Below are 14,771 nucleotides of genomic sequence, written 5' to 3' on the forward strand. Positions count from 1 at the left end.
CTTCGGGTTGCCTGTGAGCCGTCGGCCGTCAGCCGTCGGCCGTCAGCCGCCGGTCCCTGCGACGCTTCCGCCGGTGCCGGGGGGCGCCTCGCTCTCGGCGGTCCCTGGGTCCGCGGGGGTCTCGCGGGCGCCGCCGCCGAACGGGCAGTCGTCGCTGGAGCGGCCGGCCAGCCGGCCGCCGGGCTGCTCCACGGTCACCTGCGCCCTGCCCAGCGCGGGGTCCTGCCGCAGCCGGGCGACGGCGACCGTGCAGGCCAGCTGGTCGACGGCCGTGTCGCTGAGGAGCCCGGCGCTCCGCGGCAGCTGGACGGTGACCCCGGTGCCGTCGGTGCGGATGGTGGGGGCCTCGGCCGCGGGCGGCAGCTCGGTCGTCAGCCCCCTCCCGCGCTCCCGGTCGTCCGGTCCCCTGAACAGCATGAGCACGCTGCTGCCGAGGTCGGTCGGGCCCGGCACGGTACGGTCCACCGCGACCAGGGACCCGTCCTCGACGAAGTAGAGCGGGACCTTGACCAGGGGCACCGCCTCGGGCACGGACTCCGAGGGCACGGACGTGACGCCCGGATCCAGGACGCCGGTGGCGGGTTCGCCCGCCTCGACGACTCCGGTCTCGGGTATGCCGCAGGCGGAGAGCGGGAGCAGCGCCGCGATCAGCAGCGGGAAGGCGCGCGCGGACGGTTTCATGTGCGGTCCTCCTCCGCCGGGGGCGGTGTCCGCTCCTCCGTGTCGTCCGGGCGCAGCGGCAGGACGACCGTGAAGACGGCGCCGCCTTCCGGGTGGTTGGCCGCCCGGACGGTGCCGCCGTGCAGGCGTACGTTCTCCGTGGCGATGGACAGCCCGAGGCCGCTGCCCTCGCTCCGGGCGCGGGCGTCGGCCGACTTGTAGAAGCGGTCGAAGACGTGGGGCAGGACGCCCTCGGGTATGCCGTCCCCGCCGTCGTGGACGGTGACGACCGCCTGTCTTCCGGCCCGGGGGTCGTCCTCGGCGTGCAGGTTCAGACGGACCGGGGGCGCGCCGTGCCGGAGGGCGTTGGCGACGAGGTTCGCCACGACGACGTCGAGGCGGCGCGGGTCGACGCGGCCGCGCAGCTCTCCCGGCTCCGGCAGGCCGGTCTCCACGGTGTCCTGCCAGCCGCGGGTGGCGAGCGTGCGGCGCAGGGACTCGGCGAGATCGATCTCGTCCAGGTGCAGGGCGGCCGCGCCCGCGTCGAAGCGGGAGATCTCCATCAGGTCGTCCACGAGCGCGGCCAGCTTCGTGGTCTCCGTGCTGATCAGGCGTACGGCCGTCGCGGTGTCCTCGTCCAGCCCGGCCGCGTCCTCGTCCAGCACGTCGGTGACCGCCGACATCGCCGCCAGCGGGGTGCGCAGTTCGTGGGAGACGTCCGCGGCGAAGCGGCGGGCACCGGCCTCCATGCGCCGCAGTTCGGCCACCGAGCCCTCCAGTGCCGCGGCGGTCTCGTTGAAGGTGCGGGAGAGGTCGGCGAGTTCGTCGGAGCCCTGCACCGCGAGCCTGGTGTCCAGGTGGCCCTCGGCGATGCTCCGGGTCGCCCGGCGCAGCGCCCGCACCGGCCGCAGGACACCCCGGGCGGCCAGGAGGGCGATCAGGACGGCCAGCACCAGGGCGGGCACGGTGGCGCGTTCGATCGCGGTGACCAGCGCGTCGACGTAGCCCTGCTCCTCCTGCTGCGGCACGGTGAGGTAGACCTCGAGACCGGAGGCCTGCCGCTCGGTGCTGTACAGGCCGGCGAAGGTGACGGGCATGCCGACGACGAGGGCCGAGTGGCCTTGGTGCGAGACCCGCTGGAACACGGTGGCCCGGCGGGAGCGCACGGACTCGCGCATCGCCGGGGACAGTTCCCCGAACGAGTCCCCGGGGAGGGACGTGGCGCTCTTCTCCCGGTAGGCGACCAGGACCCGCCACTGCTGGGACCGTCCGCCCCTGGACACGTCGTTGGCGAACGAGTTCAGGCCGGCCGCGTCGGGCGGGAACCGGTAGTTGGGGACCAGGGTGTTGACGCGATGCCGGAACTCCTCGATCACCGTGTCCTGGCTCTGTTGCAGGACACCGGTGCGTGCCTCGCGGAAGGTCAGTGCGCCGGTGGTCACCGTGGCCACGACGGCGACGAGGGTGAAGGTCACCACCAGTCGCAGGCGCAGCCCCATCAGTGCGCGCAGCACCCGGGGAGCTCTCACCGGGGTCCGAACCGGTAGCCGAAGCCGCGCACCGTGTGCACGTAGCGCGGGCTGCCCGGCGACTCACCGATCTTGGACCGCAGTCGCTTGACGCAGGCGTCCACGAGCCGCGCGTCCCCGTGGTAGTTGTGCTCCCACACGGCCTCCAGGAGCTGCTGGCGGCTGAACACCTGCCCGGCCGAGGCGGACAGGGTGAGCAGCAGCCGCAGTTCGGAGGGGCCGAGGGCGACCGGTCGTCCCTGGTGGGTGACGGTCAGCCCGGCCCGGTCGATGACCAGGTCGCCGTGGTGTTCGGTGCGCGGTGTGCCCTGGTCGTCCGAGGTGCCGCCCACGCGGCGCAGCACGGCGCGTATGCGGGCGTCCAGGATGCGGGCGCGGACCGGTTTGACGACGTAGTCGTCGGCTCCGGCCTCCAGTCCGACGACGATGTCGGTGTCGTCGCCGCGGGCGGTGGCCATGATGATCGGCACCTGGTCGTGGGCGCGTATGCGGCGGCACACCTCCAGGCCCGACATGCCCGGCAGCATCAGGTCGAGGACCACGGCGTCGGGCCGGAAGGACCGGAGCTGCTCCAGTCCGTCCTCCCCCGTCGCGGCGGCGGCGACCTCGTGTCCCTGCCGGCGCAGGGCCAGTCGCACGCCGTCCCGGACGGCGCGGTCGTCTTCGATGATCAGGACCCGTGGCATGGACCTCAGTATGCGTGTGCGCGGGTGGCGGGCCACGGGCGGGTGACGGCTGTTACACAGCGGTCCAAATGCGGTCCACGGACGATCACACGCCCCGGGCAGGCTTTGTGATCATGAACGAGCGCCGCCGACCGACTCCCCCACCGTCCTCCGCCGCGGGCCGCCGACGCCGCGGTGGCCGCTCCCGCCGCCGACGGGGTACCCGGTCCCGTCTGCTGTGGCCGGGGCTCGCGGCCGGGACCGTCCTGGTGATCGCCGGCGGGCTGGCCCTCAGGGGAGCCTCGGAACCCTCCGGCGGCCCCACCGACACGGCCGGTGCGTCCTCCGTGACCGAGGACCCCGGCTCGCGCGGGGCCGGCGGGACGGGGGACGCGCCGAAGGAGGAGCCGACCGCCTCGCCGGCGGACAGGAAGGACGGGAAGGACGGGAAGGACGGGGACGAGACGGGCGAGGCGGGCGGGAAGGACGAGGGGAAGGGGAAAGGGCAGGACGAGAAGCCGGACCCCGGCTCGATTCCGTCGTCCGGGCCCGGGACGTTCGCCACCGCGGACGGAAACGGTGACCGGGTCGGCGGGAGCGGGCGGACGCTCACCTACGTGGTGCAGGTCGAGGACGGCATCGGCATGTCGGCACCGGACGTCGCGGCCGAGGTCGACCGCATCCTGGCCGACGAGCGAGGCTGGACGGCCGACGGGAAGACGGGGTTCCGACGGGTGTCCGGCGGCGCGTCCGACTTCCGGGTACGGCTCGCCACGGCGGGGACGGTGGACGACATCTGCGGCCAGTACGGCCTGGACACCGGCGGCGAGGTCAACTGCAACGTGGGCCAGGACGTCATGGTCAACCTCAAGCGGTGGCTCCTGGCCACGCAGTACTACGCGGACGACGTCACGTCGTACCGGGCGCTGATCATCAACCACGAGGTCGGGCACTTCCTCGGCCACGGCCACGAGGGCTGTCCCGGGGCGGGGCGTCCGGCGCCGGTGATGATGCAGCAGATCAAGGGGCTGCACGGCTGCCGGACCAATGTCTGGCCCTACGACGCCGACGGCCGGCCCGTCACGGGGCCCGCGGTGGGCTGAGCGCGACGGTATTCATGGTCGTGAACAGAAATCATATACCAGACCGTTGACGCGTCCACGGCAAGTCTCTAGTGTCCGACGGGAAGACCCGGGAAAGCGCTTTCTCCAGTCGATCCTCCCACCGAGTCCTGGTCGGACCCAACCCCCTGGAGACACGATGCAAGTGAGACCCGTCATCGCGAGCGTCGCCCTGCTGGGCGGCACGCTCGTCGCTCTGTCCGGCACGTCCGCGCAGGCCGCGTCCGCCCGCTACGAGGCCGAAACCGCGTCGGCGGTCTGCACCGGCACCATCGACTCCGACTGGTCCGACTACTCCGGCAGCGGTTTCTGCAACGGCACCAACGCGGTCGGCGCCTTCGCCGAGTTCACGGTGGGCGCGCCCGCCGCCGGCACCGCGACGCTGAACGTGCGCTTCGCGAACGGCACCGCCGGCGCACGGGCCGCGGACATCATGGTGAACGGTTCGCGCGTCGCCTCGGCCTCGTTCGAGCCCACCGGCGCCTGGGACACGTGGGTGACGAAGACCGTCACGGTGCCGGTGCTGGCCGGGAACAACACCGTCAGGCTCAGCCCCAGCTCGTCCGCCGGACTGCCCAACGTCGACTACGTCGAGGCCGAGGTGACCGGCGACGACACCACGCCGCCGGCGTCCGGCTCCGCGCTGTACGTGTCGCCGGGCGGCAGCGACGGCGCGTCCGGGACGGAGTCCGACCCGACCACCCTCACCTCGGCGATCGACCGGGTCTCCCCCGGCGGGACCATCTACCTGCGCGGCGGCACCTACCGGTACGCGCAGACGGTCACCGTCCCGCAGGGCAACGACGGCACCTCGGGCGACCGCACCGAGCTGACCGCCTACCCGGGCGAGACGCCGGTGCTGAACTTCTCGGCCCAGTCGGAGAGTTCCTCGAACCGGGGCTCGCGGTCAACGGGTCGTACTGGCACGTCAAGGGGATCGTCGTCGAACACGCCGGGGACAACGGCATCTTCGTAGGCGGCAGCGACAACGTGTTCGAGCGCACGGTGACGCGCTTCAACCGCGACACCGGGTTGCAGCTCTCGCGGACGACCTCGGACACCCCCCGCGACCAGTGGCCGTCCAACAACCTGATCCTGAGCGCCGAGTCGCACGACAACGCCGACTCCGACGGGGAGGACGCCGACGGCTTCGCCGCCAAGCTCACCGTCGGCCCCGGCAACGTCTTCCGCGACGCCGTGTCCCACAACAACATCGACGACGGCTGGGACCTCTACACCAAGTCCGAGACGGGCGCGATCGGCGCGGTCACCATCGAGGACTCCCTGGCCTACGAGAACGGCACCCTCTCCGACGGCACGCAGAACTCCAGCGGTGACCGCAACGGCTACAAGCTCGGCGGCGAGGACATCGAGGTCGACCACGTGGTACGCCGCAGCATCGCGTACCGGAACGGCAAGCACGGGTTCACCTACAACTCGAACCCGGGCACGATGACGATCTCGGACAACGTGAGCATCGACAACGCCGAGCGCAACTTCTCCTTCGACAAGGGAACTTCGGTGTTCCGGAGCAACACCTCGTGCCGCGCCGACGACGGGTCGAACGACAAGACCGTGGGCGACGCCGACGGGTCCAACCAGTTCTGGACCGGCTCGAACGGCTCCCGGTGCGCCGCGTACGCGGGCGCCCTCGACTGGTCCTTCGGCTCGGACGGCACGCTCGTGGTGACCTTCGGCGGCAACCGGCCCTAGGGCCGGTCTGAGCCGTCACGCCGCGTGGCCCTCCGGAGGCACGCCGTTGGCCCTGGCCGCGTCGGCGAGGGCCTGCGCGGCGGCCTCCGCGGCCTGTGCCGTGTCGCTGGCCGCCTGGGCGGCCCCGTCGTCCGACGGGTTCTCCCGGGTGGCCGGCGACTGCGGCAGCGCTTCGGTGAAGGCGCGGGAGACTCCCTGGAGCGCGGAGGTGACCTCGCTGGGGATGACCCAGAACGTGCTGCCGGAACCCTGCGCCAGCTGGGGCAGCACCTGGAGGTACTGGTAGGCCAGCAGCTTGGGGTCCGGGTCGTTGCGGTGCACGGCCTGGAAGACCTCGTCGATGGCCCGGGACTGCCCCTCCGCCTTGAGGATCTCGGCGGTGCGGTTGCCCTCGGCGCGCAGGACGGCGGCCTGCTTGTCGCCCTCGGCGGTGAGGATCTGCGACTGTCGCTGGCCCTCCGCGCCGAGGATCGCGGCCCGCTTGTCCCGCTCGGCCCGCATCTGCTTCTGCATGGCGTCCTTGATGGACTGCGGCGGGTCGATCGCCTTGATCTCCACCCGGTTCACCCGCAGCCCCCACTTGCCGGTGGCCTCGTCGAGCACTCCGCGCAGTTGGCTGTTGATCGTGTCGCGCGAGGTGAGGGTCTTCTCCAGGTCCATGGAGCCCACGACATTGCGCAGGGTGGTGACGGTGAGCTGCTCGACCGCCTGGAGGAAGTTCGCGATCTCGTAGAAGGCCGCGCGCGGGTCCGTGACCTGGAAATACAGCACGGTGTCGATCTCGACGACCAGGTTGTCCTCGGTGATGACCGGTTGCGGCTTGAAGGAGACCACCTGTTCACGCAGGTCGATCACCGGATAGACCCGGTCGATGTACGGGATGACCACGCTGAGCCCGGGTTTCAGCGTGCGGTGGTAGCGGCCGAGCCGTTCGACGTTGCGGGCACGGGCCTGCGGCACGATGCGCACCGCCCGCACCACGGTGAACACGGCGAGAAGCGCGACGATCGCACCGGCGATGAGGAACGCCGAGGCTTCCATGGTCACTCCCGGGGATAGACGAATGCGGTGGTGCCGCTGATCTCCAGGACGTCGACGGTCGCACCCCGGGGAATCACCAGCGTCTCGTCGTAGGAACGGGCCGTCCATTCCTCACCGCCGATACGGACCCTGCCTTCCCTTCCGGTCACGTCGGAGACGACGTAGGCGGCCTGGCCGACCAGGGCGTCCACCCCGAACCGCTGCGTCTGGGGCTGGACGAGGTGGCGCAGCGCGACCGGGCGCAGGAAGAAGAGGGTGACCGCGGAGACGACCGTGAACAGGAGGAATTGAAAAGGCGTGGAAAGGCCGGCCGCCGCGGATGCGGCGGTGATCAGCGCGGCCACTCCCAGCATTCCGAGCGCGGCGGTCAGGGTGAAGATCTCCGCCAGGATCAGGACCGCCGAAACGATCAGCCAGATCAGCCACGGATCCATCGCGGCCCCCTTTCCGCTTTGGAATTATTTTACCGGCTTTCCGGAAAAGCGGACCCGTTCGTCACCGGCCGGCATCAGGGCTGCGGGGGGGGGCGGCGCGCGCCGTGGCCGGGGCGCGCCGTCCCGTCGCGGTCACGCGGCCGCGCAGGCTCCGAGGTCTTCCCAGACGCCCCATTCGCCGGTGGTGCCGGGCTCCTCGCCGGTCACCCACCACTTGGCGCGCCAGTTGTGGCCGCCGAAGGAGACGGTGTCGCCGCCGCTGTAGACACTGCCGGCGCTCCACACCGGCGCGTCGCAGGTGCCCGGATCGCCGTCACCGCCGCCGTCACCGCCACCGTCGCCCCCACCGCTGCCGCCGATGTTGACGTCGATGCAGGAGTAGAAGGCGTTGCCGGTGTCCGCCACGTTCCAGACGGCCAGTACCTTCTGACGGCCGGTGAAGCCGCCGAAGTTCACCTGGTGGCTCACGTCCGGGGCGGGCTGCGCTCTGTGGCCGTCGAATTCGGCGATCTTCTGGCTGCCGATGAAGTACTGCCAGTTGGCCGTGGCGTGGCGTGCCGTGTGGTGCCAGGTGAAGGTGTGCGTACTGCCGACCGGTGTGACGCGCCAGCCCTTGCTGTCGTCGTCGAGTTCGGCGAACTGGCTGTTTCCGCCGCTGCAACTGTTCAGGCCCTTCGGACCCTCGACGCTCTGGGGCTCGTACTTGATCTGACCGCAGTCGACGACGCCCGCGGCGCACTGGTCCTGCCGGCTGCCGGGCGAGGTCACCCACCCGTGCGCGCTCGCCGTGCTCGCCGGAAGGCTGACGGCGAGCAACGGAGCGACCAGCGCCCCGACCGCGAAGGCCACCCGTCTCTTGGTGCGCATGTCGTGCCCCTTTCGGATACAGGTCTAGACCTGACGACTTCAGGTCTAGACCATAGCGACGGAGCCGGTCCGGTCAAGGGTTCGCGCAACATCAACCGACAAGCGGCGGTGCGCATTTGACGCGAGGGCCCTCGTGCGCAACTCGTTGCGCTATTGGTCTAGACAAGGATCGCCGCGATGGTTAAAAGTCGAATGGGTTGCGCGTCTCCCCCTCCCTCGGGACGCCGTCGACCCCGCCCCGTGCTGCGCACCATCCCCACCGGCCGCCCGGTTCCCCGGCGGTCGTTGCGCAAGAGAGGAGCACCACCGTTGGAAGCGCTGGAAAAACGCAGGGAGCACGTGATCGCGCTCTTCCGCATCGTCGTAGGCCTGCTGTTCGCCTGCCACGGAGCCGCCACCCTGTTCGACGTCCTGGGGGGTCCGCACGGGCCCGCTCCGGGCTTCGCCGCGTGGCCCGGCTGGTGGGCCGCGGTGGTGCAACTGGTCGGTGGCACGCTGGTCCTGTGCGGTCTCGCGACCCGCACGGCGGCCGTCCTGTGCTCCGGGTCCATGGCGTACGCCTACTTCGTCGAGCACCAGCCCGACGGGCTCTTCCCCATCGAGAACGGCGGGGAGGCGGCGGCCATGTTCTGCTGGTCCTTCCTCTTGCTCGCCGCCCTCGGACCGGGCCGCTGGAGCCTGGCCTCCCGCATCCGCCCCCGGCGGGGTGCCGACGGCCGCCCGGCCACCCGGACCCTGCCCTCGGACACGCCGACGTCCGTCTGAGCGGGGGCGTGCCGTCCCCGCCGACGGACGGCACGCCCCCGCTCCGCCCGAAGCGCGAACGCCTCGCACCGTCGCCCGCGGTGCCGGCCGTTCCAGCCGCGCGGCCGGGGTGGCGGCGTCCACTCCTCGCCGCTCACCCGCCTACTGCTGGCCGGTGAACATCCTGATCAGGCCGTGCGGCGCGTCGTCGCCGAACATCAGCGCGTGCAGCCGGGACGCGTCGGCGGCCTCCGCCGCGCTGCGCGGGAACAGGTCCCGCTCGTACGCGGTGAGCGCGGCCTCCACGTCGCCGGGGTGCGCGGCGAGGGCCGTGCCGAGTTCCGCGCCGTCGTACATGGCCAGGTTGGCGCCTTCGCCGGACGGCGGCATGAGGTGGGCGGCGTCGCCGAGCAGGGTCACTCCCGGCACTCGCTCCCACCGGTGGGCGGCGGGCAGGGAGTAGAGGGGGCGCAGGACCGGCGCGGTGTCGGCGTCGGTGATCAGCGCGGTCAACTCCGGTGCCCATCCGTCGAACTCCCGCGCCAGCCGCGCGGCGCCCGCCGCTCCGGGGAGACCGATGTCGTCGAACCACTCGCGCGGCCTGCGCAGGGCCACGTAGGCGTGCAGGGTTCCGCCGCTCTCCCGGTGGGCCTGGATCGCCTTTCCCGGCGCGAGCGCGAACATCGCACCGTCGCCGACCGCCTTCGCCGTGGCCGGGTGCCTGGTGTCGGCGTCGAGCAGGTAGGTCTCGACGAACGACATGCCGACGTACTCGGGCGCGGCGCCGGAGAGCAGCGGCCGCACCCGTGACCACGCGCCGTCCGCGCCGACCAGGAGGTTCGTGACGACGGAGGTGCCGTCGGCGAACGCCACCTCGTGGCGGCCGTCGCCGAGGGGGCGGGCGGCACGGACCTTGCGGCCCCAGCGGACGGTGCCGGCCGGCAGTGAGTCGAGCAGCATCCGCCGCAGTTCGCCGCGCATCACCTCGGGGCGCCCGCCCGTGCCGTCGTCGCCCTCCTCGAACAGGACCGTCCCGTCCGGCGCGAGGGCCCGCGAGGCCTGACGGCCCTCCAGGACGAGCCCGCGGAACTCCTCGGCCAGCCCCGCGGCCCGGAGAGCGGGTTGGCCGTTGCTGTCGTGGATGTCGAGCATCCCGCCCTGCGCGCGCGCCTCCGCGGAGGACTCGGCCTCGTGGACGGTGGCCGGGATGCCGTGGACGTGCAGGACGCGGGCGAGCGTGAGACCGCCGAGTCCGGCGCCGACGATCGTGACGTGCGTGGTCATGGTGCTTCCCTCCTGATGGCGGTCCCGGGCGGAGACCCGGCAGGACCGAGTGCACTGGAACGACGTTCCAGCACCGCCCAGGGTGGAACGCCGTTCCAGTCCCTGTCAAGCTGGAACGGCATTCCAGGCGGTCTAGGATGAGCGCATGGCAACCAGGTCGCGCCGCCCGGAACGGCGGCAGGAACCCCTCTCGCGGGAGCGCATCGTCGGGGCCGCCGTCGAGCTCCTCGACACCGTGGGAGAGCGCGGCCTCACCTTTCGCGCCCTGGCCGAGCGCCTCGCGACCGGCCCCGGGGCGATCTACTGGCACATCACGGGGAAGGCCGAGCTGCTCGGCGCCGCCACGGACGCGGTCGTCACCGCCGCCGTGACCGCCGGACCCACGGATGCCGCCGACTCGCCCGAGGACGCGGTGCGCGCCGTCGCACTGGGCCTGTGGGACGCGACCGAAGCACACCCGTGGCTGGCCGCACAGCTCGCGACCCAGCTGTCCCGCACACCCTGGGGGACGGTGGCACCGCGGATCTTCGAGAGCCTCGGCCGCCAGGTCCAGGCGATGGGCGTGCCCGAGGCCCACTGGTTCACGGCGTCCTCGGCGCTCATGCACTACATCCTCGGCGCCGCCGGCCAGAACGCCGCGAATTCCGCGAGCGCCGGTCCGGCGGGGGCCGACGTGGACCGGGACGAGTTCCTGGACACCGTCTCGACGGCGTGGGAGGGGCTCGACCCGGACGCGTACCCGTTCACCCGGGCCGTGGCGGACCAGGTCCGCGGCCATGACGACCGCGAGCAGTTCCTCGCCGGAATCACCCTCGTCCTGACCGGCATCACGGCACTTCACCGGCCCGGCCGGTAGAACCCGGGCCCGGCCGACCGCCTTCGGGCGGCCTTCGGCGTGTGCGCCGTCTCACGCATCCCATGGCCGCCCAAGTTGCGTGGGTCACTGCGCAAATGCCCTTTTCGCCGCCATGCTCGAAGTGAACGGTGCCGGGCGAAGTGGCGCGTGCCGCCGCCGACTTGGCCACGGCGTACCGACGTGAGCCCCGCCACGGCACGCGTGGCCCTTCCCCACCCTCACCCGTTCCCCAGCCTCACCCGTTCCCCTCCCCACCCGTTCCCCTTCCTCACCTGCTCCGCAGCAGACCCCGTAGAAAGGTGCCGATCGTGGCCGCATACCTGTGCGCTCCCGCCGTGATACACGGCGAGCACTCCGTCGAGACCCGAGAGATCGTCGAGGAAGTACGCGGTCGGCACCCGCACGCGCCGTGGGCACCGCGGATCGACGGCATCGCGGCCAGTACGGGCATCGAGAGCCGCGGCTGGATGCTCCCCCTGGAGGCCGCCGTCGCGCCCGGCGGCGGCGGCGACCTCGGGGCCGCCCGGGAGGCGCTGGTCCGCGACGGGTTCACCGAGCAGGACGCGGACCGCGCGATCGCCGCCCTGAAGGCGGTACCCGCGTCGCAGACCGTCCAGGAGCGCACCGCCCCGGCCTGGGAGGCCGTGCAGGCCTACGGGGAGCGCGCGGCACGTGGTGCCCTGCAGATCGCCGGGCTGGACGTCGCGGACGTCGACTGCCTGATCACCAGCAACTCCACCACCCCGGCCCTGCCCGGACTGGACGTCGCGCTGGCCAACCGGCTCCCGCTGCGCGGCGACACCATGCTCCTGCCCGCCACCCAGTGGGCCTGCGTGGCCGGGACCCGTTCCCTGGCGCTGGCCGCCGACCTCGTGGCGGCGGACCCGGACCGGGTGGTCCTGGTCGTGATCTCCGAGGCGCTGAGCACCACCTACCAGCCCGCCGACGACACCCTGGAGTCCCTGATCGTCCGGCTGCTGTTCGCGGACACCGCGGTCGCGGCGGTGGTCACCGGCCGCCCGAGGCCCGAGTCGGTGCTCCGGCTGGACGCCGCCTGGCACCACACCCTGCCGGGCACGCGGGACCTGCACCGCCTGGAGACGCGGGCGGACGGCACCCACTTCGTGATGGACCGGCGCGGGCCGCGGGCGGTGCAGGAAACGGTCACCGCGATGTGGGAGTGGCTCCGCGTCCGCTACGAGGACGACCCCTCCTCCTGGCACCCCGACGTCCTGCTCGCGCACCCCGGCGGGACCCGGGTGCTGGAGTACATGGAGCAGACGATGCCAGACGAGTGGCCCCCGGGGCTGCTGGAGTACAGCCGGGACAGCTACACCAGCGGCAACCGCGGAGGCGCCGCCGTGTTCGACATCCTGCGCCGGGCGTACGACGCCGGGCAGAAGGCGGGCAGCCGTGCCGTCCTGTACGCGGCCGCCCCGGGCCTGACCGCCACCGCTCTGGAAGGTGAGTGGCTGTAGGGGGCACTCCCGGGCCGCCCCGCCACTCTCCGTGTTCACCGCGCGGTCCGCTGATGTGGGCGAAGCGTCCGCGCGTGTTATTGAATGGGGTGTGCGGTCGGGATCCTCGGGGGCCCTTCCGCACGGGTTCGGGTACGGCCCCGGCACTGTGCCGGGGTTGGCGAGCGAGCTGAGGGAGCCGCATGGACTCCACACCCTCCCCTTCGTCCTCGTCGCCGTTCGACCTGGTCAGCAGCGCCCTGGGCCGGTACATCCCGCGTGGCGGAGCCGCGGCGGCCGGTCCCGACGAGTCGCGGGACGACTCCGGCGGACACCGGCCGGAGCACGACCGTCCGCAGGTGGGCCGGCAGGAGCAGATCCTCGGTGCGGTCAATCTGGACCGGGAGCTGAGAGTCACCCACCGCAATCTCGAGGCCCCCGTCTTCGCGGGACTGGACGCCGCGGTCGGCAGCCCGTTCGTCGATCTCCTGCCCCCGGGGGACGTACCGACGGTCACCCGGCGGCTGCGGCAGGTCCTGGACACCGGTGAGGCACACGTCGCCCGGGTCCAGCGGCTGCGGCGCGGCGACGGGTCGGAGCTGGTCGTGTCGATGAGCATCCTGCCCGCGGCCGCGCCCCGGGAGGGCCTGACCGTCTCCGTGATCGCCATGGCCAGGAGGCTGCACCTGTACGCCGCCGAGACCGCGATCGGCACCTCGCTGGACATCGGCGAAACGGCGCAGTCCCTGGCGGATTCCCTGCTGGCCTGGGGAGACGTGGCCGCCGTCGACCTCGACTTCGCCGTGTGGACGGGCGAGGGGGTCACCGAGCGGGCGCAGGGCCGCATCCGGCTGCGGCGGGCGGCCCTGGTGCCGGACCGGGCCTGGCCCGAGGGGTACGTGACCCTGGGCGAGGACCTTCCCAGCGACGCGAGTCGCCTGCTGTCGCAGGCGATACGCCGCGCCGACGCCCCGCAGTCCATCGTCATCCCCGACCGGGAGGCGATCGAGCGGGTGCTCGGCAGCCCGCGGCTGGTGCGTGCGCTGGTGCCCGGCGACCGGTCCGCCGGCGTGGCGTGTGTACCGCTGGTCCTGGAAGGTGATCCGCCCGTCGTCCTGGGCGTGGCGGAGGTGTGGCGGCGGGCGGACCGGCCGTTCGCCGACAGTGAGCTGTTCGACCTCCAGGAGCTGGTGGCCAGGACCTCCCACCATGTGGACCTGGCCCGTCAGCACCAGCGCGAGCACACTCAGGTGCTGGCCCTGCAGCGGCGGCTGCTGCCGCGCTCCGCCGGTGGCACCGTCCAGACCGCCAGCGTCTACCAGCCCGCCACGCCCGACAGCGCGGGCGTCGGAGGGGACTGGGTGAACAGCTTCCCGCTGCCGGACGGCCGTACCGCGCTGGTCGTCGGCGATGTCGTCGGGCACGGCCTGGGCGCCGCGGCCACCATGGGCCAGCTGAGCATGGAGGCCCGGGCGCTGCTGTCCGCGGGACTGGCCCCCGACGAGGTGCTCGAGCACCTCGACGAGACCGTGACGCTGCTGGACGACGCGGAGTCCGGGCTGGCGGCCGGTTACAGCGCGCTCGGGTCGACCTGCTGCATCGCCGTGTACGACCCCGTCAGCCACCGGGTGACGCTGTCCAGCGCGGGCCACCTGCCCCCGATCCTGGTGTCGCCGGACGGGCGGGCCGGCCCGCTCCCGGTCCGCCCGCATCCCGGCCTGGGTACCGAGTTCGCGCTGCGGGAGCCGTACGGCGTGCACACCTTCGTCGCACCCCCGGGCTCCCTGCTCGCCCTCTACACCGACGGCCTGGTCGAGGACCCGGCCGTGCCGATCGACGAGGGCATCGCCAGGCTGGCGGACGCCGTGTCCGGCGTGCATCCGTGGGACTCGCTGCAGCAGGCCGCGCGCCGGGTGGTCTCCGACGTGATGCCGGCGCACCAGCGCGACGACGTGACCCTGCTCATCGCACGCACGATCGGCTACCGCAAGGGGGACACCGCGACCTGGCGGCTGCCCGCCCGCGACGACGCGGCCGCCCGGGCCCGCGCGCTGGTCTCCGCGCTGCTGCGGCAGTGGCGCACCAGGGACAGCACCCGGGACAGCGTGCTGCTGCTGGTCAGCGAGCTGGTCACCAACGCGGTCCGGTTCGCCGGCGGCCCCATCACGGTACGGCTGATCAGGGCCGGTCCCGGCCTGTTGTGCGAGGTCGGGGACACCGGAAACGGCAGACCGCGGCTGGGCCGGGGCGGGCTCCTCGACGACGGTGGCCGCGGCCTGCACGTGGTGCACCGGCTCACCACCCGGTGGGGCGTGCGGTGGACGGACACCGGCAAGGTGGTCTGGGCCGAGGTCGTGCGCTGACGCGGCCACGGACTCCCTTCCGCGGCGGCGGGGAACC

General features: G+C 72.7%; 12 protein-coding genes and 1 pseudogene. 6 read left to right on the plus strand and 7 right to left on the minus strand.

What is annotated here, in order from left to right:
- Window positions 1–42: 42 nt before the first annotated feature.
- The 3 genes from Sru02f_RS23625 to Sru02f_RS23635 are packed head-to-tail and all read right to left on the minus strand — an operon-like array spanning window position 43 to window position 2,875.
- On the minus strand, window positions 43–681 hold the full coding sequence (locus tag Sru02f_RS23625; RefSeq protein ID WP_109028870.1) for a hypothetical protein: 639 nt from the start codon (window positions 679–681) through the stop codon (window positions 43–45).
- The gene (locus Sru02f_RS23630; protein ID WP_167469248.1) at window positions 678–2,159 is read right to left on the minus strand and encodes an ATP-binding protein; all 1,482 of its coding nucleotides are present in this window, start codon (window positions 2,157–2,159) and stop codon (window positions 678–680) included. The genes Sru02f_RS23625 and Sru02f_RS23630 overlap by 4 nt, the downstream gene beginning before the upstream one ends.
- A gap of 26 nt (window positions 2,160–2,185) precedes the next feature.
- Window positions 2,186–2,875 carry a response regulator transcription factor gene (locus Sru02f_RS23635; protein ID WP_109028868.1) on the minus strand — a complete coding sequence of 230 codons (690 nt, stop codon included), beginning with the start codon at window positions 2,873–2,875 and terminating at the stop codon, window positions 2,186–2,188.
- A 113-nt stretch (window positions 2,876–2,988) separates the two neighbouring features.
- On the opposite strand from Sru02f_RS23635, the gene Sru02f_RS23640 reads away from it, so the two are divergent.
- Both Sru02f_RS23640 and Sru02f_RS23645 read left to right on the plus strand, forming a co-directional pair.
- A complete protein-coding gene (locus Sru02f_RS23640; protein WP_109028994.1) occupies window positions 2,989–3,957 on the plus strand; it encodes a DUF3152 domain-containing protein in 969 nt (322 codons plus the stop codon).
- Window positions 3,958–4,114: 157 nt separating this feature from the next.
- Window positions 4,115–5,688, plus strand: a pseudogene (locus tag Sru02f_RS23645) (carbohydrate-binding protein).
- A gap of 15 nt (window positions 5,689–5,703) precedes the next feature.
- Here the strand turns inward: Sru02f_RS23645 and Sru02f_RS23650 are convergent.
- The 3 genes from Sru02f_RS23650 to Sru02f_RS23660 all read right to left on the minus strand — a co-directional run bounded on the left by Sru02f_RS23650 (window position 5,704) and on the right by Sru02f_RS23660 (window position 8,030).
- On the minus strand, window positions 5,704–6,729 hold the full coding sequence (locus Sru02f_RS23650; protein WP_164276698.1) for an SPFH domain-containing protein: 1,026 nt from the start codon (window positions 6,727–6,729) through the stop codon (window positions 5,704–5,706).
- Window positions 6,730–6,731: 2 nt separating this feature from the next.
- The gene (locus tag Sru02f_RS23655; RefSeq protein WP_109028866.1) at window positions 6,732–7,163 is read right to left on the minus strand and encodes an NfeD family protein; all 432 of its coding nucleotides are present in this window, start codon (window positions 7,161–7,163) and stop codon (window positions 6,732–6,734) included.
- A gap of 132 nt (window positions 7,164–7,295) precedes the next feature.
- Window positions 7,296–8,030, minus strand: coding sequence for a lytic polysaccharide monooxygenase (locus Sru02f_RS23660; protein ID WP_109028865.1), 735 nt, complete (start codon window positions 8,028–8,030; stop codon window positions 7,296–7,298).
- A gap of 309 nt (window positions 8,031–8,339) precedes the next feature.
- On the opposite strand from Sru02f_RS23660, the gene Sru02f_RS23665 reads away from it, so the two are divergent.
- Window positions 8,340–8,795, plus strand: coding sequence for a DoxX family protein (locus Sru02f_RS23665; RefSeq protein ID WP_109028864.1), 456 nt, complete (start codon window positions 8,340–8,342; stop codon window positions 8,793–8,795).
- Window positions 8,796–8,936: 141 nt separating this feature from the next.
- Here the strand turns inward: Sru02f_RS23665 and Sru02f_RS23670 are convergent, their stop codons facing one another.
- Window positions 8,937–10,058 (minus strand): FAD-dependent oxidoreductase, encoded by a 1,122-nt coding sequence (locus Sru02f_RS23670; protein WP_109028863.1) that lies wholly within the window; start codon window positions 10,056–10,058, stop codon window positions 8,937–8,939.
- A gap of 145 nt (window positions 10,059–10,203) precedes the next feature.
- Between Sru02f_RS23670 and Sru02f_RS23675 the strand changes: the two genes are divergently transcribed.
- From Sru02f_RS23675 to Sru02f_RS23685, 3 genes are all read left to right on the plus strand, one after another.
- Window positions 10,204–10,914 (plus strand): TetR/AcrR family transcriptional regulator, encoded by a 711-nt coding sequence (locus Sru02f_RS23675; RefSeq protein ID WP_109028862.1) that lies wholly within the window; start codon window positions 10,204–10,206, stop codon window positions 10,912–10,914.
- Window positions 10,915–11,222: 308 nt separating this feature from the next.
- A complete protein-coding gene (locus Sru02f_RS23680) occupies window positions 11,223–12,392 on the plus strand; it encodes a type III polyketide synthase (RefSeq protein WP_109028861.1) in 1,170 nt (389 codons plus the stop codon).
- Window positions 12,393–12,574: 182 nt separating this feature from the next.
- Window positions 12,575–14,734, plus strand: a complete 2,160-nt coding sequence (locus tag Sru02f_RS23685) for an ATP-binding SpoIIE family protein phosphatase (protein ID WP_167469228.1) — start codon at window positions 12,575–12,577, stop codon at window positions 14,732–14,734.
- Window positions 14,735–14,771 lie beyond the last annotated feature (37 nt).

It is taken from the genome of Streptomyces rubrogriseus (assembly GCF_027947575.1).
Taxonomy (GTDB): domain Bacteria; phylum Actinomycetota; class Actinomycetes; order Streptomycetales; family Streptomycetaceae; genus Streptomyces; species Streptomyces rubrogriseus.

Bases quoted from the DNA above. Each gene is read 5' to 3' on its own strand.
- Sru02f_RS23625 (WP_109028870.1), bottom strand. From the start codon at position 681: ATGAAACCGTCCGCGCGCGCCTTCCCGCTGCTGATCGCGGCGCTGCTC.
- Sru02f_RS23630 (WP_167469248.1), bottom strand. From the start codon at position 2,159: ATGGGGCTGCGCCTGCGACTGGTGGTGACCTTCACCCTCGTCGCCGTC.
- Sru02f_RS23635 (WP_109028868.1), bottom strand. From the start codon at position 2,875: ATGCCACGGGTCCTGATCATCGAAGACGACCGCGCCGTCCGGGACGGC.
- Sru02f_RS23640 (WP_109028994.1), top strand. From the start codon at position 2,989: ATGAACGAGCGCCGCCGACCGACTCCCCCACCGTCCTCCGCCGCGGGC.
- Sru02f_RS23650 (WP_164276698.1), bottom strand. From the start codon at position 6,729: ATGGAAGCCTCGGCGTTCCTCATCGCCGGTGCGATCGTCGCGCTTCTC.
- Sru02f_RS23655 (WP_109028866.1), bottom strand. From the start codon at position 7,163: ATGGATCCGTGGCTGATCTGGCTGATCGTTTCGGCGGTCCTGATCCTG.
- Sru02f_RS23660 (WP_109028865.1), bottom strand. From the start codon at position 8,030: ATGCGCACCAAGAGACGGGTGGCCTTCGCGGTCGGGGCGCTGGTCGCT.
- Sru02f_RS23670 (WP_109028863.1), bottom strand. From the start codon at position 10,058: ATGACCACGCACGTCACGATCGTCGGCGCCGGACTCGGCGGTCTCACG.
- Sru02f_RS23675 (WP_109028862.1), top strand. From the start codon at position 10,204: ATGGCAACCAGGTCGCGCCGCCCGGAACGGCGGCAGGAACCCCTCTCG.
- Sru02f_RS23685 (WP_167469228.1), top strand. From the start codon at position 12,575: ATGGACTCCACACCCTCCCCTTCGTCCTCGTCGCCGTTCGACCTGGTC.